19 protein-coding genes are annotated in these 21,810 nt (G+C 58.6%); 14 read left to right on the top strand and 5 right to left on the bottom strand.

The genetic code is table 11. From position 1 onward, the window contains the following. Position 1: 1 nt before the first annotated feature. The 6 genes from pstA (at position 2) to H8Z83_RS05895 (ending at position 5,483) form a co-directional block, all read left to right on the top strand. Positions 2 to 856 carry a phosphate ABC transporter permease PstA gene (gene pstA, locus H8Z83_RS05920; protein WP_187014214.1) on the top strand — a complete coding sequence of 285 codons (855 nt, stop codon included), beginning with the start codon at positions 2 to 4 and terminating at the stop codon, positions 854 to 856. Between the two features lie 9 nt (positions 857 to 865). Then, entirely contained in the window at positions 866 to 1,621 is a 756-nt protein-coding gene (pstB, locus tag H8Z83_RS05915; protein WP_187014213.1) for a phosphate ABC transporter ATP-binding protein PstB, read from the top strand. A gap of 1 nt (position 1,622) precedes the next feature. Continuing rightward, positions 1,623 to 2,279, top strand: a complete 657-nt coding sequence (gene phoU / locus H8Z83_RS05910; protein WP_187014212.1) for a phosphate signaling complex protein PhoU — start codon at positions 1,623 to 1,625, stop codon at positions 2,277 to 2,279. 10 nt (positions 2,280 to 2,289) lie between these two features. Continuing rightward, positions 2,290 to 2,964, top strand: coding sequence for a response regulator transcription factor (locus H8Z83_RS05905; protein WP_187014211.1), 675 nt, complete (start codon positions 2,290 to 2,292; stop codon positions 2,962 to 2,964). Further along, entirely contained in the window at positions 2,961 to 4,625 is a 1,665-nt protein-coding gene (locus tag H8Z83_RS05900; protein WP_187014210.1) for a sensor histidine kinase, read from the top strand. Before H8Z83_RS05905 ends, H8Z83_RS05900 begins: the two co-directional genes overlap by 4 nt. 93 nt (positions 4,626 to 4,718) lie before the next feature. Further along, positions 4,719 to 5,483 (top strand): TatD family hydrolase, encoded by a 765-nt coding sequence (locus H8Z83_RS05895; protein ID WP_187014209.1) that lies wholly within the window; start codon positions 4,719 to 4,721, stop codon positions 5,481 to 5,483. A 41-nt stretch (positions 5,484 to 5,524) separates the two neighbouring features. Here the strand turns inward: H8Z83_RS05895 and H8Z83_RS05890 are convergent, their stop codons facing one another. Further along, positions 5,525 to 6,280 (bottom strand): sulfite exporter TauE/SafE family protein, encoded by a 756-nt coding sequence (locus H8Z83_RS05890; protein ID WP_187014208.1) that lies wholly within the window; start codon positions 6,278 to 6,280, stop codon positions 5,525 to 5,527. Between the two features lie 180 nt (positions 6,281 to 6,460). Here H8Z83_RS05890 and H8Z83_RS05885 point away from each other — a divergent pair, with 180 nt between their 5' ends. From H8Z83_RS05885 to H8Z83_RS05865, 5 genes are all read left to right on the top strand, one after another. Continuing rightward, entirely contained in the window at positions 6,461 to 7,159 is a 699-nt protein-coding gene (locus H8Z83_RS05885; RefSeq protein WP_187014207.1) for a M23 family metallopeptidase, read from the top strand. Between the two features lie 210 nt (positions 7,160 to 7,369). Continuing rightward, positions 7,370 to 7,666, top strand: coding sequence for a 30S ribosomal protein S6 (gene rpsF, locus H8Z83_RS05880; RefSeq protein ID WP_187014206.1), 297 nt, complete (start codon positions 7,370 to 7,372; stop codon positions 7,664 to 7,666). Between the two features lie 11 nt (positions 7,667 to 7,677). After that, entirely contained in the window at positions 7,678 to 8,136 is a 459-nt protein-coding gene (locus H8Z83_RS05875) for a single-stranded DNA-binding protein (protein WP_187014205.1), read from the top strand. A gap of 24 nt (positions 8,137 to 8,160) precedes the next feature. Beyond that, positions 8,161 to 8,415, top strand: a complete 255-nt coding sequence (gene rpsR / locus H8Z83_RS05870; protein WP_187014204.1) for a 30S ribosomal protein S18 — start codon at positions 8,161 to 8,163, stop codon at positions 8,413 to 8,415. Between the two features lie 203 nt (positions 8,416 to 8,618). After that, positions 8,619 to 9,095 carry a hypothetical protein gene (locus H8Z83_RS05865; protein WP_187014203.1) on the top strand — a complete coding sequence of 159 codons (477 nt, stop codon included), beginning with the start codon at positions 8,619 to 8,621 and terminating at the stop codon, positions 9,093 to 9,095. Between the two features lie 68 nt (positions 9,096 to 9,163). Here H8Z83_RS05865 and H8Z83_RS05860 read toward each other — a convergent pair whose 3' ends face one another. The 3 genes from H8Z83_RS05860 to H8Z83_RS05850 form a co-directional block, all read right to left on the bottom strand. Beyond that, entirely contained in the window at positions 9,164 to 12,217 is a 3,054-nt protein-coding gene (locus tag H8Z83_RS05860) for an S-layer homology domain-containing protein (protein ID WP_187014202.1), read from the bottom strand. Positions 12,218 to 12,492: 275 nt separating this feature from the next. Further along, on the bottom strand, positions 12,493 to 13,761 hold the full coding sequence (locus H8Z83_RS05855; RefSeq protein WP_187014201.1) for a DNA glycosylase AlkZ-like family protein: 1,269 nt from the start codon (positions 13,759 to 13,761) through the stop codon (positions 12,493 to 12,495). Positions 13,762 to 14,081: 320 nt separating this feature from the next. Then, a complete protein-coding gene (locus H8Z83_RS05850; RefSeq protein ID WP_187014200.1) occupies positions 14,082 to 14,933 on the bottom strand; it encodes a tyrosine-type recombinase/integrase in 852 nt (283 codons plus the stop codon). Between the two features lie 231 nt (positions 14,934 to 15,164). On the opposite strand from H8Z83_RS05850, the gene H8Z83_RS05845 reads away from it, so the two are divergent. The 3 genes from H8Z83_RS05845 (at position 15,165) to H8Z83_RS05835 (ending at position 20,914) form a co-directional block, all read left to right on the top strand. Next, positions 15,165 to 16,016 (top strand): tyrosine-type recombinase/integrase, encoded by an 852-nt coding sequence (locus tag H8Z83_RS05845; protein WP_366463854.1) that lies wholly within the window; start codon positions 15,165 to 15,167, stop codon positions 16,014 to 16,016. Positions 16,017 to 16,354: 338 nt separating this feature from the next. Then, complete coding sequence (locus H8Z83_RS05840; RefSeq protein ID WP_187014199.1) at positions 16,355 to 17,605, top strand: DeoR family transcriptional regulator; 1,251 nt, start codon at positions 16,355 to 16,357, stop codon at positions 17,603 to 17,605. Between the two features lie 324 nt (positions 17,606 to 17,929). Next, positions 17,930 to 20,914: an S-layer homology domain-containing protein gene (locus tag H8Z83_RS05835; protein WP_187014198.1), complete on the top strand. Its 2,985-nt coding sequence runs from the start codon at positions 17,930 to 17,932 to the stop codon at positions 20,912 to 20,914. Between the two features lie 69 nt (positions 20,915 to 20,983). On the opposite strand, the gene H8Z83_RS05830 is transcribed toward H8Z83_RS05835, so the two are convergent. Beyond that, positions 20,984 to 21,454 carry a hypothetical protein gene (locus H8Z83_RS05830; RefSeq protein ID WP_187014197.1) on the bottom strand — a complete coding sequence of 157 codons (471 nt, stop codon included), beginning with the start codon at positions 21,452 to 21,454 and terminating at the stop codon, positions 20,984 to 20,986. Positions 21,455 to 21,810 lie beyond the last annotated feature (356 nt).

The following is a 21,810-nucleotide window of genomic DNA, read 5'->3' as shown; positions in this document are numbered from 1 at the left end:
CATGAACGGACAAACCTTATCCCTTCGCCGCCGGGTCTACAACCGGGGGATGCGTGCGCTGGTGTGGCTATGCGCCGGACTGACCTGCGCGCTGCTGGTGTTTTTGATCGGCTACATTTTCTGCCGGGGGATCCCGGGGCTGACCTGGGAGCTGCTGTCCGGCCAGACCAGCTATATTAAGAATACGATCGGTATTTTACCAAACATTCTCAACACTCTGTATATCATTTTGGCGGCCATGGTCATCGTTCTGCCCTTGGGCGTGGGGGCCGCCATCTATCTGACGGAGTACGCGGAAAACCGGCGGCTGGTGAGCCTCATTGAGTTCGCTGCCGAGACCCTGACGGGGATCCCCTCCATTATTTTCGGTCTGGTAGGGATGCTGTTTTTCGTGCAGAAAATGAATTTGCAGGCAGGCGTGCTGGCGGGTGGACTGACTCTGGTGGTGATGATTCTACCTACCATTCTTCGCACCACTCAGGAGAGCCTGAAAACCGTACCCCAGTCCTACCGGGAGGGAGCATTGGGGCTGGGGGCCGGAAAGTGGCGCATGGTCCGTACCGTGGTGCTGTCCAACGCCATCGACGGCATCGTCACCGGCTGCATTTTGGCCGTCGGCCGCATCGTGGGGGAAAGCGCGGCGCTGCTGTACACCGCCGGGTTTGGTCTGGTGCTCAACGATTTCTTCACGGCCCTTCATTCCTCCTCCGCCACGCTGACGGTGGCCTTGTACGTCTACGCCAACGAACGGGGCGAGACGGCGGTGGCCTTCTCCATCGCCACCATTCTGATGCTGTTGACCCTGCTCATCAACCTCTCCGCCGTGTTTCTGGGGCGGAAGCTGAAAAAGAATTGAGGAGACCCTATGGAACCGATTTTGGAAGCAAAAAAACTGAATCTCTGGTATGGCCCCAACCATGCCCTCCACGATGTATCCATCGCCATTCCCGAACACGAGATCACCGCCTTCATCGGTCCCTCCGGCTGCGGCAAGTCTACCTTCCTGCGGACGCTGAACCGGATGAACGACCTGATCCCCTCGGTGAAGATCACCGGCGAGGTGGATTTCCACGGACAGGACCTCTACGGCAGCTCTGTGGACCCCACATGGCTCCGCAAGCAGATCGGCATGGTGTTTCAGAAGGCCAACCCATTCCCTATGAGCATTTACGATAACGTGGCCTACGGCCCCCGGACCCACGGCATCCGAAACCGGGTGAAGCTGGACGAGATTGTGGAGAACTCTCTGCGTTCCGCCGCTATCTGGGACGAGGTAAAGGACCGGCTGAAGAAAAGCGCCTTGGGGCTTTCCGGCGGTCAGCAGCAGCGGCTGTGCATCGCCCGGGCTTTGGCGGTGGAGCCGGAGGTGCTGCTGATGGACGAATCCACCAGCGCTCTGGATCCCATCTCCACCTCTAAAATTGAGGATCTGGCGGCGGAGCTGAAAAGCCAGTACACCGTGGTCATGGTGACCCACAATATGCAGCAGGCCGCCCGTATTTCCGACAACACCGCCTTTTTCCTGCTGGGGGAGCTGGTGGAGTTCGGCAAGACAGAGCAGCTGTTTTCCACCCCCGCCGACAAACGGACGGAGGATTACATCACCGGGAGGTTTGGGTAAGATGCGCAGTAAATTCGACGAACAGCTTTTGCAGCTCAACCACGAGATGATCGAGATGGGGGCGCTGTGCGAGGAGGTCATCGCCCTGTCCTCTCAGGCGCTGACGGAGGGGGACACGGCGCTGGCCTCCAAGGTAGCTCCTCTGGACAGCGAGATCGACCACAAGGAGCGGGAGATCGAAAACCTCTGCCTGAAGCTGCTTTTGCGGCAGCAGCCGGTGGCCCGGGATCTGCGGCAGATCTCCGCCGCATTGAAGATGATCACCGACATGGAGCGCATCGGCGATCAGGCGGAGGACATCGCAGAGATCGTAGCCTTTTTAGACGGGAGGCAGGCGGAAAACGACGCCCTTTTGAAGGAAATGGCGAAGGCGGTCATACAAATGGTGACGGAAAGTGTGGACGCCTATGTGAAATGTGATATAATGTTGGCGAAAAAGGTCATCGCGGCGGATGACGTTGTGGACGAGCAGTTTGCCCGGGTCAAGCAGAGCCTGATCGGAAAGATCGCGGCGGACCCGGCAGACGGCGAATACGCCCTGGACCTGCTGATGATCGCCAAGTACTACGAGCGCATCGGCGATCACGCCACGAACATTGCCGAGTGGGTCATTTACTCCGTGACCGGGACCCACAAGGACGAAATCACACTGACATAAGGAGATTGCTATGATCTGGTGCGTGGAGGACGACGCCAGTATCCGGGATATTGAGCTGTACGCCCTGACATCCACCGGCTTTGAGGCCAGAGGCTTTGACGATGGAGCATCCTTCTGGGAGGCGCTGCAGACGGAAACGCCGGAGCTGGTGCTGCTGGACGTGATGCTGCCGGGGGAGGACGGTGTGTCTCTGCTGAAAAAGATGAAGGCCGCACCGGCCTTGCGGGACATCCCCGTCATCATGGCCACGGCCAAGGGCGCGGAATATGACAAAATTCAAAGTCTGGACTTAGGGGCCGACGACTATCTGGTGAAGCCCTTCGGCGTCATGGAGATGGTTTCCCGGGTGAAGGCGGTGCTGCGGCGGTGTCATCCCGCCGATACGGGCCATGTGCTCTCTGCCGGGGGCCTTTCTATGGACCTGGACTGCCGCACCGTGACGGCGGACGGCCAGCGGCTCCAGCTCACTTATAAGGAGTTTGAGCTTTTGCGGCTGTTTCTGTCCCATCCGGGAATGGCATTCACCAGAGAACAGCTATTCACACAGGTGTGGAATATGGAGTACATGGATGACAGCCGCACACTGGATATGCACATCCGCACCCTGCGGCAGAAGTTAGGGGCCTACGGCAAGCTGATCGAGACCGTTCGGAACGTGGGCTACCGTATGGAGATCGGCCTATGACCGGGAAGATCTTTCGTTCAACTCTGGCGGCGTCACTGACGGTGCTGCTGGCATCGCTGCTGGTGATCACCGGCTGCCTTTACACCTATTTCGCCACGGTGCGGGAACAGCAGCTTCAGACAGAACTGACACTGGCTGCGGCGGCGGTGGAAGCGGACGGCGCGGACTATCTGGCCCGCGTCCGGGACACGGCGGAGCGGCTGACCTGGGTGGCATCGGACGGCACAGTGCTGTATGACACCCGAACGGATACGCAGCCCATGGAAAATCATGGCCAGCGGGAGGAGATCCGGGAGGCGCTCACCGGCGGCAGCGGCAGCAGCGCCCGCTATTCCGAGACGCTGACGGAAAAGATGCTCTATCAGGCGGTGCGCCTGACGGACGGCTCTGTGCTCCGCATTTCCGGCAGTCAGAAAACGGTATGGATGCTGGTTCTTGGGATGCTCCACGCCGTCATCGTGGTGGCACTGTTGGCGGTGGGACTTTCCGCACTCTTGGCGAGCCGGGCGGCCCGACGGGTGGTGGAGCCGCTGAACCGGCTGGATCTGGAGCACCCGCTGGACAACAACGCCTATGAGGAGCTGTCTCCGCTGTTGGGGCGGGTCTACGCCCAGCAGCAGGAGATCCGCCACCGGACCAGAGACCTCCGGCAGCGGCAGGACGAATTTGAACAGATCACCGGCAGTATGCGGGAAGGTCTGGTGCTGCTGGACCACGGCGGGCGCATCCTCAGCATCAATCCGGCGGCCCAAGCACTGTTTCATGCGGACGGTACCTGCGTAGGACAGGATTTCTTGACAGTGGACCGCCATCCGGACCTGACCGCCGCCATCCATGCTGCCGCCGAGACCGGGCACAGTCAGCTGCGGGCAGAGCGGCGAGGCCGGGAATACCAGCTTGATTTCAGCCGTATCGAATCCAACGGCAAGGTGCTGGGTACGGTTTTGCTGGCCTTTGATGTGACGGAGCAGGCGGAAGCCGAGCGGATGCGGCGGGAGTTCACCGCCAACGTGTCTCACGAACTGAAAACGCCCTTGCAGTCCATTATCGGCAGCGCGGAATTGCTGGAAAACGGTCTGGTGAAGCCGGAGGACCAGCTCCGGTTCCTGAGCCGCATCCATCAGGAGGCGGACCGGCTGGTGGCGCTGATCAACGATATTCTCCGCCTGTCCCAGTTGGACGAGGGCGGTGCGTTGCCCCATGAGCAGGTATCCGTTTTGGAGTTGGCGCAGGAGGCGGCCCGCTCTCTGACAGCACAGGCGGCGGCACAAGCGGTGCACATTTCCGTGACCGGCATCGCCGGAACGGTTTTCGGCGTTCGGCGACTGCTGTACGAGATCGCCCGAAACCTCTGCGAGAACGCCGTGAAGTACAACGTCCCCGGCGGAAGCGTCACCGTAGAGGTGGCGGAAACGGATCGGGACGTGACCCTCTTGGTTCGGGATACCGGCATCGGCATCCCGGAGGGGGATCAGAGCCGGGTCTTTGAGCGGTTTTACCGGGTGGATAAGAGCCATTCCCGGGCCATTGGTGGCACGGGGCTGGGGCTGTCCATCGTGAAACACGCCGTAGCGTATCACCACGGTACCCTCCGGCTGGAAAGCCAGCCGGGGAAGGGAACCGTGATCACGGTGACGCTGCCCAAGGAGCCAACAGAATGAACTTCGGAAAACCGTGGGTCCTCCCACGGTTTTTCTTTTCAAACGGCCGCTTTCCGTGTATACTGGAACAAAAAACGAACGAGGTAGAGGATTATGCCGATTTTTGATACCCATGCCCATTATGACGCGGACCGCTTTGACAGCGACCGGGATGCGCTCCTTTCCGCCATGCCGGGGGTCGGCGTGGGGCTGGTGCTGGACCCGGGATGCGACCTGCCCTCCTCCCGTGCGGCGGCAGAGCTGGCGGAACGGTACCCGCATGTGTACGCCGCCGTGGGCGTCCATCCGGAGGACTGCGACGGCTTTCAGGACAGCGACCTGACGGAGCTGCGGCAGCTTTTGGAGCGGCCCAAGGTGGTGGCCATCGGGGAGATCGGACTGGACTACTACTGGGAGGACAATCCGCCCAGAGCGTTTCAGCAGACGGTATTCCGCAAGCAGCTGGCACTGGCGGCGGAGCTGGATTTGCCGGTGATCGTCCATGATCGGGAGGCCCACGGGGACTGTCTTGCCATCATCAAGGAATTTCCCACCGTCACCGGCGTGTTCCACTGCTTTTCCGGCTCACCAGAGATGGCGGCGGAGCTGCTGAAGCGGGGTTGGTATCTGGGCTTCGACGGGCCCATCACCTACAAAAACGCAAAGCGGGCCCCGGAGGTGGCGGCCATCACGCCCCTGGACCGGATGGTGGTGGAGACGGACGCTCCCTATATGGCTCCGGTACCCATGCGGGGCAAGCGGAATGACAGCCGCTATCTCCCCTATGTGATCGAAAAGCTGGCGGAGTGGAAGGGCGTGACGGCGGAGGAAATGACCCGCGTGACGTGGGAAAACGGCAGACGGCTGTTCCGAATTTGAGATAAAAACACTCCCGCACCGAAAAGGTGCGGGAGCGTTTCTTATGTATGCAGCAAAACGGATTTCACGATGATGCTGACGCCGCCCAGCAGGAAAAACACGATGGACAGCTTTTGCAGACGCTCTCCGCTGATGTGAGGGGAGAGGAGCCGGGCCAGCCGGGCGGCGCAGAAGGCGGCGGCCAGCGAGATAAGGCTGAAGCACAGGGAGGAGCGGTTCAGGAGCCCGGTGCAGAGATACAGCCCGGTGCGGAACAGGTTTTCACCCAGAAAGAGGAAGCAAATGCTGCCCTTGAATTCATCGTAATCCTTGGCAGTGCGTTGAAGGTAGGCTACCAGAAACATATTGATGCCGAACAGCCCCGCGCACATACCGGAGAAGAAGGCCACCAGATACCGCAGCCACGGGATCTCCCGACGGTCCGGGCGGATGGGGCGCAGCCGGCGAGTGGCCATTTCCAGTCCCAGAAATACCACAACGCCGCCCAAAACCGTTTTGATAATCCAAGGCAGGGAGAAGCGCAGCAGCCAGGTCCCGGGGACCACCCCGGCCACCATGGCCAGCAGCAGGGGAAGGATGGCCCGCCAGCGGAAGTTGTTCCGGTTTTGCCAGGTGATCCGGCCGTTGATGACCAGATCCGGCAGCAGACTGCCCGGTGTGATCAGGGTGTTGTCCAGCCGCATGGCCAGCAGCGGCGCGGAGATCAGGGGATTCCCGAACCCAATGAGCCACTTGAGGGTGTACGCCGCCAACTGGACGAGAAAAATAAACAGGATCATGCTTCCGGTGTAGTTCATGAGATCCCCTCCCACGCGAAGTTCTGTGTACGTTCCCAACTATACCACATCGTATCGGAGAAAAAAAGCTTTTTTCTCATTTCCGCGCCGCTGACAGTGGAAAATTGCCGGGTTTGGTATAGCCTTTGGATTTTTTGACCATACTCCTTCCGTACCTATGAACAGGAAGGGAGGTATTGTATGGAAAACAAGGTGAAAAACGTACTTTCGGGCATTGGCTTCTACGGCACGCTGGCGGTGTGCCTGCTGGTGGTGGGGGTGTGCGGCTGGGTCCTGCTGCAGGACCGGGAGGACCCGCTGCCCCAGCAGGCGGTGACGCCTCAGGTCCCCGTGTCGCAGCCGGTGGAAATGCCGGAGGTGCGGCTTCCGACAGTGGAGACTTTGGAGCCGGCGCCGGTGCCGGTCCCGCCAAAGGAAACCAAGGAGCTGCCGGAGGTGGAGGTGGATCACACGCCTGTGGCGGCGGAAGCACCCCGTCTGGTGGTGGCCCCGCTCCGAGGGGATGTGCTGACGGCTTTTTCCATGGAGGAGCTGGTATACAGTCCTACTTTGGGAGATTGGCGTACCCACAACGGCGTGGACATCGCCGCTCAGCAGGGAACCACGGTACTGGCGGCCTCCGCAGGGGCGGTGCTGTCGGTGACGGACGATCCCCTGATGGGCACCACCGTGGTGCTGGAGCATGACAACGGCTATCAGACCACCTATGCCAATCTCCAGGCCAAGCCCAACGTGGAGGCCGGGGACCCGGTGTCCGCCGGGCAGATCATCGGCGCGGTGGGGACCACCGCGGCGGCGGAGTCCGGACAGCCCCATCTGCACTTCGCCGTCACCAAGGACGGCAAGGCCGTAGACCCCAACGAATATTTGAGCGGTTGAGCGGAACAAGGCCCCGGATTTCCGGGGCCTGCCGCTTTTTTTAACCGTTTTCCCGGGGAAAGTTACATCAATTCGGATTTTTTCGAAAAAATTCAATATTTTCCTTGACATTTGCTGTATTTCGGATATAATGATAAGGCTTGCAATATGTAAGTAAATCCTTGCCCTCATCTGAGAATGAGGGCCATTTGTCCAAAAGGAGGTGCAAATATGGCAAAGATTACTGCCAATTACGAGGTCGTCTATGTGCTCGACCCTGCACAGGGTGAGGAGGCTATCGCCGCTCAGGTTGCGAACTTCAAGTCCCTGGCCGAGCAGAACGGCTCTGACGTCGTGGTTGAGGAGTGGGGCAACCGCAAGCTGGCTTATCCCATCAACTACAAGACCGAGGGCTACTATGTGCTCATGACCTTCGTCAGCGGCCCGGCATTCCCCCGCGAGCTGGATCGTAAGCTGCGAATCGCCGAAGGCGTCATGCGTTCCCTGATCGTCTGCAAGGGCGAGTAAAGGAGCAGCACATGCTGAATCGAATCATTCTCATGGGTCGCCTGACCCGTGACCCCGAGCTCCGGCGCACCGGCAGCGGTACGGCGGTGACGTCCTTCTCTCTGGCTGTTGACCGGGACTTCAAGTCCCAGTCCGGCGAAAAGGAAACGGACTTCATTGACATCGTGGCCTGGCGCAACACCGCCGAATTTGTGAGCAAGTACTTCACCAAGGGCCGCATGGCCGTGGTGGAGGGCCGCCTGCAGATCCGGGACTGGACCGACAAGGACGGCGGCAAGCGCCGCAGTGCCGAGGTCGTGGCCGACAATGTGTATTTCGGGGATTCCAAGCGCGACGGCGGCGACAATTCCGGCTACAACCCCGGTTATGCTCCCGCCCCCGCTTCCCACAGCGCCGCTCCCAGCAATTTCAGCGCCAGCGGCTCTGACTTCGCCGAGATCGGCGAGGATGACGGCGAACTGCCGTTCTGATATTACTATAAGGAGGAAGCAATCATGGCTTTCGATCGTGAAGCTCGTCCCGCCCGTCCCGCACGCGGCAACAAGCGCCGTAAGGTCTGCCAGTTCTGCGCCGAGAAGTGCGAGTGCATTGATTATAAGGACGCCGCCAAGCTGCGTCGTTTCATTTCTGAGCGTTCCAAGATCCTGCCCCGTCGGACCACCGGCACCTGCGCCATGCATCAGCGTGAGCTGACTGAGGCCATCAAGCGTGCCCGTCAGATCGCTCTGCTGCCCTACGTCACCGACTAAAAGCGGCTGAATCGAATCAATCGACTGAAAAAGTCCCGAAGGTTTTCCTTCGGGGCTTTTTTTGTCATGTTTTGAGGGAAATGAAAAGTGTTGCAGCAATTTTGCACCAACGCTGCACGGCTTCGTGCGATCTTTTTCCGCGGGCGGGGGAGGCGAATATGGCAGATGCAATTCGTTACGACTGCATAACAAGGAGGAATCGCATGGAAAACACAAGCAATTACGGCCTGAAGCGCTGGGACCCGGAGGACCGCATCCTGCACACGGAGTTCAACGACAACTGGGACAAGATCGACACGGCGCTGAAAAGCAACGCCGACGGCGTGGCGGCGCTGCAAACGGCGCTGGCCAGCTGCGGAAACTGCAAGATCGTATACGGCACATACACAGGAAGCGGCAAATCCGGCAGCGCGAATCCCAACAAGCTGACCTTTGACGGAAAGCCCGTGCTGGTCATTGTACAGGAGGAAAAGCAAACCGCTGATATGGATATAAATCTCCGTATGCTGCGGCCCTGTACTTGGGCACAAGGCGCAGCAACCAACGACAACTGGGTGAACGCTGTCACTTGGGGTGCAGCACAGGTACAATGGTATAGCCGGAACGACTACGCGCCGACACAATTTAACGAAACCGGTAAAAAATACTACTATCTGGCTTTAATTGATGCGGCTGTTTGAAAAGAGAAGCCCCCGGACTTTCGTCCGGGGGCTTCTCTTTAGTTGGAATCGCTAATATCTAATCTAAATTAGAATGCGAAACCCTTGACAGCGGTAGTAGCAGAAGCCACAACCTTGCCGTCCTTGTCCAGAATGCGAATCACAGCATAGTAGTCGCCGTTCTGAGCGATGGCAGAAGAAATCTCAGAATGATCGTCCTTGTTACCGCTGACGCCGGTAACAGAATCCTTCAGATACTCCTTGGTGCCGTCAACCAGATAGAAGTCAACAACGTACTTGGAGCCTGCATATGCATTGTTATCGGTCCAAGTGGCAACCAGCTTGCCGGAAGCATCCTTGGAGATAGCGGCCTCGGTGATCTTGCCGGTGGTGTTGTCCTTGATGTGGCCGTCCTTGGCAACCTTGTCAACCAGAACAACACTGGACACAATGCCGTCCTTGAACATCAGGTAGATCTCGCCCTCGAAGGTTGCGAACTTATCCTTGGTGTCATAGGTCTCCATGGAGCGGACAGCCTTCTCAACGGTGGTGTACTCGACGGTATCGTCGATCTCCCAGTTACCCTTGCTGTCCTTGTTCAGCTCAACGATGACAGCGGGGCACTTGTCGGCCAGAGCGAAGCCGCGCTTTGCGGTCTGATCGGTGATCCACAGGGTGTCCTTCTCAACCTGAACCTTCTCAGAAGTGAACTCACCCTTATTGGTAATGATGTTCAGATCATCGGGCTTCTGGTTATTGTACTTGGACAGCAGGATGTAGTCGTTATCAATGCCTTCCTTCAGCTTATCGGCGTCAACGGCATAACCGTCCTTATCGTAGGACAGCTTGAACATGCCGCCCTCAACGCCCATGGTGTCCAGAACGGTATCCTTGAAGGGCAGGTCGGACTTGAAGGTAACAGTGGTCTTCACGCCGTCGATGACAGCGTCCATCTCCCAATAGTAGACGTCCTCGGACTTGTTGTAGCGCTCGTAGTTGGGCTCGTCATACAGGTAAGCATAACGATCGCTGACGGAACCGTCATCGCCCACCACGATGGAAGCGCGGGCATAAGCCTTGTTCTTCTCGTAGACGGTGTAGATGCCATAGGTCACGTCCGTAGCGTTGGGCAGCTCAGCCTCAGTCTTGGCCTTGGCCTTATCCCAGACGTTGATGCTGACGTTCTTCACGCCCTTGACAACGCTCTCGACCTTGTCAACAGCAACCTTGTCATTCACATCATCAATGCTGACGGTGATGTAGTTGGTGTCGGCATTGCCGTAGTAGTAATTGCTATCAGCCTTCTGAGTAGCGGTGTTAAAGCCCTTCTGGCTGACGTGCTTGGAGTCGATCTTATCGGTGTCGGTGTCGTGGATCTGAGTGGCAGCCAGAGTCAGCTCGTAGGAGTCGTTCTTCACGGTGTACTCATACCAGCGGTTCTCGTTGGTCTTGCCCTTCTCGCCCGCAGTCCAATCGGTGACAACGTCATCATCGGACTTCTTCAGGTTGACCTCGATGTCCTTGGTGGTGCCGTCCTCGAAGATGGCGGTGGCCTTGGCGGTGCGGTTGGTCATCCACTTGCTGGTGACCTCATAGGAGGTGATGAAGACGTACTCCACGTCATCCTCAACCTGCTCAATGCCGATCAGGTAGCCGTACTGATCCAGATACAGATCGAAGGTCTTGTCGTCCAGGTTCTTGTTGTCGTAATTGTTCAACTCATCAATGCCGAAGGAGCCATCCAGCTTGCCGGTAGCGGCGTAGCTGTACTTCTGGCCGGCGTTGACATAATCCTGCTTGGAGAACTCGTCAATCTCGGTGCCCTTCACGGTCTCGGCAGGAGTGATGGTCTTGACCTCGCCGTTAGCGATGGTCAGCAGGACCATATCGCCGTCCTTGTAGTCCTTGATGGAAGCGATGTCGTCCAGCTCGACGGCCTCAACAGCCTTGACGAGCTTCTTGGTCAGCTTCACATCGCCGTAACCATAGATCTCGTTGAACTTCAGGGTTTCCTTCTTCTCGTTGTAATCGTCGGTCTTAGCCAGATAGGTGTTGATCTCAACGATAGTCAGAGCCTCGTCGTCGTTGTCCACGAAGATCTGGGTCAGAACGCCGTTGCCGGAATCGCCCATCTTGTCGTCGTTCTTCTTGGCAATGTAGGAGGACTGAGTCTTGACAGCATCCTTCTCCAGCTTCACGCCGTCGACATAGTAGGTCAGATCATAGTCAGCAGCCACGGAGCCGATGTCGGAATAGACATTGCCGCCCTTGACCTTGGTGGTGTACTCAGAGACCAGCAGGTCATAGTTGACATAGGTGCCGACGTCCTTCTTGTCATAGGTCCACTTGCTGGCGGGCCGGCCGAAGTCGTCGGTGTCATCGGTGCGGGTCAGCTTCTCGAAGTACTGCTCGCCGAACTGGACATAGCCGTCCTTCTTGATCTTGCCGTCGTTCAGGGTGCCCTTGTTCCAGGTCAGGTCCTTACGGACGCCGGAGATGGCAACAGCGGAGCTGCCCTCGCCGACAACGATGCGGTTGTCATACTCGACCATGGTAGCCTTCAGGGTGTTGAAGGCATACAGGCAAGCCTCTTCACGGGTCACAGCCTTGACGCCGTTGAAGCTGCCCTTCAGGCTGTTGTTCAGGCCGGCGTTGATGGCCTGCTTGGCAACAGCGATGGACCAGTTGGCGCCGGTGTAGCCCTCGATGGCAGAGTCATAGCCCAGAGCGCCCAGCAGCATCTTCATGAAAGCATAGCCGGTCAGGGTGTTGCCGGGCTTGAAGGTGCCGTCAGCGTAACCGGAGATGATGCCTTCCTTCTGGCAGTAAGCGATGTAGCCAGCGAAGGTGCTGTTGGTGGGAACGTCCTTGTAAGGAGCGGCGTCAGCCACCAGAGCAGAGGCGGTGGTGGGGCCAAGGATCAGGTTGCAGATGATCTTGGCGGCAGCGCCACGGGTCAGGGTGTTGGTGGGACGGAAGTCACCTTCGGCATAGCCGTCGATGACCTTTGCGGCGGACATCACGGCAACGGCTTCATCATAAGTGATCTTGTCGTTGTCGGTGAAGTCCTTGGCACCAGCGCTGACGGTGACCAGAGACATGGTCATCACCAGAGCCAGTACCAGAGAAAGGAACTTCTTCATGGGATTTCCTCCTTGATAAAATGTCGAAACATTCCCTTGGATCTCCCCGCCCCCGGTTCCGGGTTTCGTGTCGGGGCTAGCCGAACCTGCGATGTGCAGGCCTACACCAAGCACGGAGCTTGGAGGCAGTTTGCCCGCGGTTCTGTTTCGCAAGCCTAATGTAACAGGCCCCGGCCGGGATGTAAATAGATTCGCCCGGTTCGTAATGCAGATGTAAAAAAGTGCGGAAATAACGTAATTTCCGCACTTTTTGTTGTTTGCAAACGTGGCAATATTCAGTTCGTTTCAAGGGGCTTTTCCTTGGGGGGCAGGGCGTACCGCTTGCCGGTGAGGAGGAGCTCGCCCCGGTCTGCCATGCGCCGCAGCAGCGCCGTACACTGGGCGGGGGGCAGATTCAGAAGCTCCGCCAGCTCCTTCCGAACGGCGGTGCCGTGAGCGGCGAGGTAGGCCGTCACCGCGGCGGACTGGTCCTCCGGCAGGACCACGGCCCCCGCCGGGTAGTAGCACCCGCCTATACGGACCACGGCTCCGTCCTGACGGAGCTGGTTCAGCAGCTTCAGCGCGGCGCTTTTGGACACGCCCAGTAGGTCCATGACCTCCTCGCGGGTCATGGAGCCGACTGCGGAGAGACGGGCCAGCACGGTCTGACGTTGGCTGCCCCGGCGGCTGAGGCGGCTCAGATCCCCTAAGCTGAGCTGTTCCAGCCCGCCCCGGATCAGGGCAGTGCGGATCACGGTGGAGAGGCGGGCCAGGTCCATGGGCTTTCCGGTGCCGGGGGTCAGGAGGACACGGTCCTGAGCGGGGTCCTTGCGGTGGTCGCAGACATCTCCCAGCAGGCGGCTGAGGCGGCTGCCCATGGGGATTTCCCGGTCCGGCAGGCGCAGGAGACCCCGGTCCAGATCCACCTGCGACCATGTGAGATTCAGAATTTCTCCCGGCTGCATCTGAAGCTTCCAGCCCATCCAGAGAGCCAGTCCTACCACGGAGCTGCCCTCCTGCTGAACGATCCGCCAGAGGAGATATTCGCTGTCCGGCGGCAGCTCCGGCGCGGCGTCCCGGTGGTCTTGGAAGTATTGGGAAAAGGAACCCCGGAGGGTGGAGACCGCCATGCCGCTGACCCGGGCGGCGTAGGTCCAGTCATGAGTCTGAAGCTGGCGGATGACGAAGTCCTGACGGAGATCCTTGAGACTGACCTTCTGGCCCTCGGTGTCCAGCGCGGTCCGGGCCAGCCGGGAGACGGACTCCGGCGGCATGGGCCGCTGATATCGGTCGGAAATGATGACATGGGGGTCCCGCTGGGCGTACAGGCGATAGCGCTCCCGGAGGCAGTCCTCCGCGGAGGGGGCCAGCGGGACGGTCCGATCCGGAAGGGTCAGGGCATTGCCCTCAAACTGCACCTGATCCCAGGTGAGGGCGGCGATCTCCTCCCGGCTCAGGCCCTCCAGCCACGCCAGACGGAGAATGGCCCCTTCCGGGCTGTACGGGAACTGAGTCAGTATCCGCTCCATAGCAGCCGGGTCCGGCCGTTTGAATGTATACCCCATTCCGGGACCTCCCCTTCTCCGCCGGGAGTCCCGGCGGGAAAAATCAAGGCCGATGGGGCGTATACAAAATAACCCTTTTGTAAATATTCGCCCTCTGACGAGGGCCGCAGGCCGCCCACGGAACCAAACGAATCGGGGTGGAAGCGAAAAAAGCCGCACTGAATGAGATCGGTTTTAAAAGTTTCAGAACCGATCTCATTCAGTGCGTTCAAAGCGGGATTTCCCTTGCTTTTTCCGCTGCTTTTCAGTAAAATTAGGTTGTCGATGTGGGGCGGCGCTTTTCTTTTGGCGCTGCGCAGATAACAAAAGGGTTATTTTGTCTAACAGAGCAGCCCCAGACGTTCCAGCCGCCGCAGATGCTCCGTGCCGGTGGTCAGCAGGTAGATCCGTGTGGTCTCGATGGAACTGTGGCCCAGAATATCCGCCAGCTTCACTACGTCCTGACAGGCCCGGTAAAAGGTCCGGGCGAACAGGTGCCGCAGATTGTGGGGGAAGACCTTATCCGCCGCCACGCCGACAGCGCAGCACAGCCGCTTCATCTCCGCCCAGATCTGCACCCGGGAAAGACGTTTTCCGCCTCCGGTGAGGAATACCTCACCGGAGGTGATTTTTTGCCGTTTTACGTATTTTAAGAGCTTTTTGCACAGCTTCTCCGGCAGCAGGATCGTGCGGACCTTACCCTTCAGGGCCACCACCGCCTTTCCACGGCGGTGAGCCTCCACCGTGATATACGGAACTTCGCCCACCCGGATGCCCGTAGCACAGATAGTCTCCATCACCAGCGCCAGCCGCTCCCTCCCCAGCGTTCTGGCGGTGCGGACCAGCGTGCGGTATTCTTCCCGGTCCAGTTCCCGTTCCGCCTCCCGGAAGCTGCGGCGCTGGAGCCGCAGCGCCTTCACCTTACATTCCGGCCAGCCCATAAAGGCGAAAAAGCGGTTGATACCTGCCAGCATGGCATTGACGGTGGCAGGGGCATACCGGGCTGTGAGCTGCGCCTTCCATGTCAGGACCAGCCCCCGCTCCACCTCGCCACCGCTCCACCGGGCAAAGGCCCGGACTGCCCGGAGATAGTTCTCCGCTGTTCCGACGCTGTATTCCTTCCGCAAAAGCTCCGCCTGAAAAGCTGTCAGCCGGGCGGGGTCGATCCGGCGCAAGCGCTCCTGTGTCTCCATCTGTATCCTCCCATTTTATTGACGACGGTCTCTGAGAACCGTGTTTTTTCTCTGATCTATGCAACAGCATACTCCCCACAGCCGCCGCAGACAAGAAGGCCGCCCTGATCGGGCGGCCTTTTCCTAATGGCGATATACGGTGAAATAGAGGTTCACACCCAGCGGTTCCTGTGTGAAAATAAGGAAAGATGTCGGAGATCACCGGCGGATATGCTGGGAGGGGGAAGAAACATGAAACAGAAAAAGGGAATGGAGCTTGTCACGGAGCGGACGGTGGATGGTTTCCGAAGAGAACTCCTCCGCCGGGAATACAGCCACGGCACGGCGGAGAGTTATGTGCGGAGCATCCGGGCCTTCGCACGATGGAGCGGCGGCGCGGTGGATCGGGGCCTGGTCCTGACATGGAAGGCTCGGCTAACGGCCCAATACGCCCCCGCCACCGTCAACGCCATGCTGGCGGGACTTAATCGGTTCTTTGATTTTGCTGGGCGGCCGGAGTGCCGGGTAAAGGTCCTGCGGCTTCAGCGCCGCAGCTTCCGGGAGGCTGAACGGGAACTGGACCGTGGAGAATACCGGGCATTGGTCCGCACCGCCCGAACGCTGGGTCGGGAGCGGCTGGCGTTGGTGATGGAGACCATCTGCGCCACGGGCATCCGGGTGGGCGAAGTTCCGTATATCACGGTGGAGGCCGCCTGCCGGGGGCGGACGGATGTTGCCTTAAAGGGCAAGGTCCGTACTATTTTTCTTCCTGACCGACTGTGCCGTCGGCTGCTGCAATACGCCCGGAAACAAAAAATCACCTCCGGCGAGATCTTTCTCACCGGAGGCGGAAAACGGTTGTCCCGCACACAGATCTGGGCGGAGATGAAGCGGCTGTGCCGCGCCGCCGGTGTGGCGGCGGGAAAGGTCTTTCCCCACAATCTGCGGCACCTGTTCGCCCGGACCTTTTACCGGGCCTGTCAGGACGTAGTGAAGCTGGCGGATATTTTGGGTCACAGCTCCATCGAGACCACTCGGATCTACCTGCTGACCACCGGCACGGAGCATCTGCGGCAGCTGGAACGGCTGGGACTGCTCTGTTAGACAAAATGATGATTTTGTCACATATCGGCGGCAAAAAAGCCGCCGGTCCCCGCCGACAACTGAAAGTTTACTTGAAAAATTAAGAAAAAGCAAGACGTTCTTCGCTTTGCGGCGTGCTGAACAGACGGGACCTCCGGTCAGAACAGGCCCCGTCTGTTCAACATGCCTTTTTGTGTGCTTGGCCCGGTAAAACGGCGGGAGCTGCGCCCGGTATCCCACCGGAAACCGTACTTTTCCGGCATCCTATTACAAAATCATCATTTTGTCCTTCCATCCCCGCGGCAGACGATCGTTCCGCCGCGGCGCTGTTTCTGCGGCGACAGATGGGAGGCTTTTCCATGGGACACACGTTCAATCGGCCGGACGCGGCCGCCATGCTGCGCATTTTGGAGCGGCACCCCCACAGCCCGGAGGGGGCCATTCTCCGTCTGGCCTGGCTGGAGGGCTTGAGCCGGAGCGAGATCACAGAACTCCGCTGGGATCAGGTGGACTTTGAGGGCAAGGCCATTCAACTCCCGGACCGCACGGTCCCGCTGGAACCCTCCACGGAAGCCTGCCTCCGGGAGCGGCACGTTCGCTGTGCCCTCCGGGACCCCCATGTGGTGATCTCCGAGCGCAGCAAGAAGCCTATGCCGCCGGAGTCCATTTCCCGGCTGTCCCGGCTGGCGCTGGACAGCGAGGGCCAGAAGGTCAACCTCATGGACCTGCGCCACGATTTTGTGATCCGCCAGCTTCAGACCCATGACTGGCCCTATGTGGCCAGGGTCAGCGGCATGGCGGTGTCCACCCTGCGGGATGCCTTCTCGCCCTATCTCACCAAACCCGCCGCGCCGGAAAATCCTCTGGCCCAGCGGGACGAGGCGGAGTATCTTCTCTGGCGTGTGATCCAGCAGGAGGGCTCGTCTCCCGCCGGACTGGCCCTCTGGATGGGCTGGAAGCTCCAGATGCAGCCCGGAGAGATCGCCTCCCTCACCTGGGGGCAGGTGGATTTCGACCAGAACCTCATCCGCCTGCCGGACCGGACGGTCTCCATGGGCAGCCGTCTGCGGCGGCTGCTGCTGGACGCTTGGGACCGCCGCAAGGACCCCGCGGAGCCGCGGGTCTTTACCGCACCCACCACCGGGCGGCCCATGGACCTCTCCCGGCTGACCACCGTCACCCGCACGGCGCTGATCCGGGGCGGCTTGGAGCATGTGAACCTGCGGAACCTCCACACCTGGGTCCGTCAGGGGGATCGGGCCCAGCTTTTGATGGCTCAGGCCGAGGAGCAGGGCTGGCTGACCCGTGAAGCGGTCATGGAGCGGCTGGGCGTGTCCAAAAGCACTGCCCGGCAGTACCTTCTGGAACTGCGGGAGGCGGGCAGGCTGGTGCGGGTGGGCACCCGGTACTACCCCGCCGGGGCGGTGGCGGACCCCGATGACCATCTGGACATCATCCGGGCCTATCTGCAGGAGCACGGCACCGGCCGCCGCCAGGATTTCATCCGCCTGCTGGGCCTTGAGCCGGAGCAGGGGACGCTGCTCCTCCGGCGGCTGACGGACCGGGGCGAGCTGGTCCTCACCGGGCGGCATTACACCCTGCCGGAGTAGGAGAAATGACCCTCGTTTTGCCCCGAAAACACCGAAACCGGTCAAGGTCCGCCTTGGCCGGTTTGTTACGTTCAAACGTTGCATGAATGGCACAGTTCTGCATAAAAACGCTGCTTTTTTGCACTTGTATTACATCCCGACCGGAACTATTTACATTCGGAAATGGGGCTGATAAAGTGGCCTTGCAAAGCAGGATACCCGGAACATGCCCCCGGTTCAGATATTGGGTAGGCTAGCCACGATATGTAAATCGGGGCGGTAAAGGGGAAGCCGGTTTTGCAAAAATCCACTCCCGAACGGGAGAATCTAAAAGGAGGAAACCCCATGAAGAAGTTCCTTTCTCTGGTACTGGCTCTGGTGATGACCATGTCTCTGGTCACCGTCTCTGCTGGTGCCAAGGACTTCACCGACAGCAGCAAGATCACCTATTCTGAAGCTGTCGACGTGATGTCCGCCGTGAAGGTCATCGACGGCTATGCCGAAGGTGACTTCCGTCCCACCGCCACCCTGACCCGTGGCGCTGCTGCCAAGATCATCTGCAACCTGATCCTTGGCCCCACCACCGCCTCCGCTCTGGTGGCTGACGCCGCTCCTTACAAGGACGTCCCCACCAACCACACCTTCGCTGGCTACATTGCTTACTGCCAGAAGGAAGGCATCATCTCCGGTTACGCTGACGGCACCTTCAAGCCCGCCGCCACCCTGACCGGCTATGCCTTCATGAAGATGCTGCTGGGCGCTCTGGGCTATGACTCTGCCATCGAAGGCTACACCGGCGCCAACTGGTCCATCGCTGTTGCCAAGCAGGCTATCAACGCCGGCCTGAACAAGAGCCTGAAGGGCAGCTTCAACGGTGTCAAGGCTGTCACTCGTGAAGAGGCTTGCCTGTATGCCTTCAACACCCTGAAGGCTACCATGGTCGAGTATGACAACCGCATCGTTGTCGGCGAGGGCAGCTCCGCTGTTGCCATCTCCGGCGTCCGCAAGGACCTGACCTGGAACAAGGGCACCCTGAACGACGGCAAGATCAAGAAGGACGGCTATGTCCAGTTCGGCGAGCAGTACTTCGAGAAGCTGGTCCGCACCGACGATACCGACGACTTCGGCCGTCCCACCAACAACTGGACCTATGACAAGAAGGATATCGGCAACTATGTCAACACCGACCTGCTGACCGCTTCCTACACCGCTAAGGTCAAGGGCGGCGATGTCTATTCCGACATCGGCTCCAACGCTTGCGACTTCGCCCTGACCTACTGGGTCGACGGCGTGAAGCTGGACAAGAAGGCCCTCTCTGTCGAGGCCGACAAGCTGGTCAAGAAAAACGATGATACCATGAATTCCACCGGCAAGGGTGTTTTGACTGAGATCTATGTGGACACCGACGCTGAGGAGACCACTGTCGTTGTCATCAACACCTATCTGGCTGAGGTTGCTGCTGACTACAACACCAAGACTGAGGATGTCCGTCTGAATGTCTACACTGGTGTGAATAAGGCTACCGCAGCAGACAAAACTCCCACCACCATCAGCGTCCCCTACACCGTCGAGTCTGAGGACGTGGACGGTCTGGAGAAGCTGAAGGAAGATGACATGGTCCTGGTCACCATTGCCAAGAGCGACGTCATGACCGTCACTCCCGTTGAGACCGTTAAGGATGTTGCCATCACCTCTTACTCCACCGACTACGCGGATGCGGACAAGAAGGATGAGTATAAGCTGACCAAGCTGACTGCCGGCGGCAACAAGTATGAGACCGCTAAGAAGGCTTTCGAGGATGCTGAGGTTCTGTACGACTACAATGTCGAGCAGCTGGACGACGCTACCTTCGATCTGTATCTGGATCCCTATGGCTATGTGATCGGCGCACGTCAGGTTGAGGGTGACGACAACTTCATGTTCGTTGTTGGCTATGACCGCAGCAGCACCGTTCTGGCCAAGGCTGTCGATAAGGCTCTGGCTATCTTCACCGATGGCACCATGGAGACCATCGATGTCAAGAGCGGCGACCTGGAGGGCGGCCGTCTGGCAGAGTCCGCTACTACCAACACCTGGTTCAAGTACACCGTGAAGAACGGCGTCTACAACCTGGAAGAGGTTGCCGACAAGCAGATCAAGGACAGCACCACCACCAAGCTCGACAAGCAGAACAACACTGTTGAGCAGGGCAAGACCATTGCCTACGGCAACAACGACACCGTCCTGATCGCTGTCAAGGCTGATGACGATGTCATCAAGGCAGGTTCCATCGTGAAGGTCGAGGGTGTTACCACCGGTATCAAGCACTCCAGCGTTGAGGTCAAGTATGACTCCAAGCTGACCAACTTCGATGGCGTTGCGAATAAGAAGAATGGTGAAAACAGCCCGGAGACTGAGGACGATATGATCTTCGCTCTGTACAACAAGAACGGCTACATCACCTATGCTGTGGTCGTGGGCAAGACTGCTGGCTCCTCTGAGTCCATGGTCTACCTGACCTCCGGCATCAAGTCCAAGTCTCTGGAGAACGGTGACTACATCTACACCTATGAAGCCATCACCAAGGACGGCGCTGTGACTGTGAAGTCCTTCGAGTCCAAGGATAACAGCACTCCGAGAGACAACCTGGTTCTGGGCAACCTGTACGAGGGTACCTTCGATAAGAACAATGTCATCACCGAGATGGAAGCTCAGGCTTACACCGCAGCCAACAAGTGGAGCACCAAGCAGTACAAGGATGACGGCTATGCCTTCCTGAATGTTGCGAATGTCTCCGAGCTGACGGCTAAGGGTGCCACTCTGTGGATCGACGATGCTGCTTCCAACGATAAGTACATCCTGCTGGATGAGGATTGCAAGATCTTTGTCCGCGCCAGCGATGACGATGAGGATGACTACACCGAGTACAGCAACATCAAGTCTGCTCTGAGCGCTCTGGGTGAGACCAACGAGTTCACCGGCACCATCGCTGCTTTCGTGAATGACGCTGGCATTGCTACCACTCTGATCCTGAACGACACCTACAAGGCCAACGATAAGCCCAATACCAACCCCAGCAAGCCCACCAGCACGGATGTTGATTCTGTTAAGCTGACCATTAAGGGTTCTAAGGGTCTGATTGAGCTGTTCAACAAGAAGGGTGACGCTCTGACTGATACGACTGTCAAGCACAGCTTCGAGCTGTATCAGTATGTTGGTGGTCAGAACAACTATGTGAAGGTTGATGAGGGTGACTACTTCTATGGCGTGACCCCCGCCTTCTCTGTGGCTGGCGGTAACAGCTACTATGTTGTGATTGACGGTGTTCAGTCCAACATTGCCCGTGCTTGATCTCTGATTTAAGAGTTTAAGTACTTGCGATTAAGAACAAGGCCCCGGACGGAAGTCCGGGGCTTTGTTTTATTCTTGTGTAGCAAACAGCGCGATATAGGGATAGACAGAATCACTGGTATTGAATTGGTCACTACTGCTCTGACTGTTGTACCAAGAAAGAGAATGTTCCCCCCATGTAAGGTGGCAGACGGTAGATGAATCTGCGGAGCCTGTATATGCGGTATACCATCCGCGCATGGCCTGAATTCCCAATGTCGGAGCAGAACCGATGCTGCCCTTGATAATGACAAACAGTGGATCGCCGTCAAAGGTCAGCTTGTTGGGATTCGCGCTGCCGGCTTTGCCGGTTCCTGTGTACGTGCCGTATACGATCTTGCAGTTTCCGCAGCTGGCCAGCGCCGTTTGCAGTGCCGCCACGCCGTCAGCGCTGCTTTTCAGCGCCGTGTCGATCTTCTCGTTGTCGCTGTTGAATTCCTCCATCAGAATGCGGTCCGTCTTTTCCCACTGGGTCAACTGAAAATTGGCTGTTTTGTTCATAGATAACATCCTCCTGTCACACGGATGTAACTTTGGGGGCGCCGCCGTGTGCCCACCCTGTATGAGGGGCGTTTGCTGCACGGTCTCGTGCAACGGAAGTGAAAAAACCGCCGCACCGTTCACAAATGGTTTACAAGTTTTTCATCTTCCCTTCAGATTTGGGGTGTATACTGCGTACATCAGCAGGCGAGAGAGCCGTTTCCCGGCCCCGCCGCTGATCCGAGAGAAAAAGCCATTCTTTCAAATACACCCCTACGGCCCACTGCCCGCCCGGGAGGAGTCCCAAACCGGCAGACCAACGATCCCGCCGCAGGCAAGCGGCGTGTTGATAGATCTTTTCATACATGACCTCTCCA

The sequence above is a fragment of the Dysosmobacter segnis genome (assembly GCF_014297285.1).
Classification (GTDB): domain Bacteria; phylum Bacillota; class Clostridia; order Oscillospirales; family Oscillospiraceae; genus Oscillibacter; species Oscillibacter segnis.
This window is presented reverse-complemented; position numbering and strand designations above follow the sequence as displayed.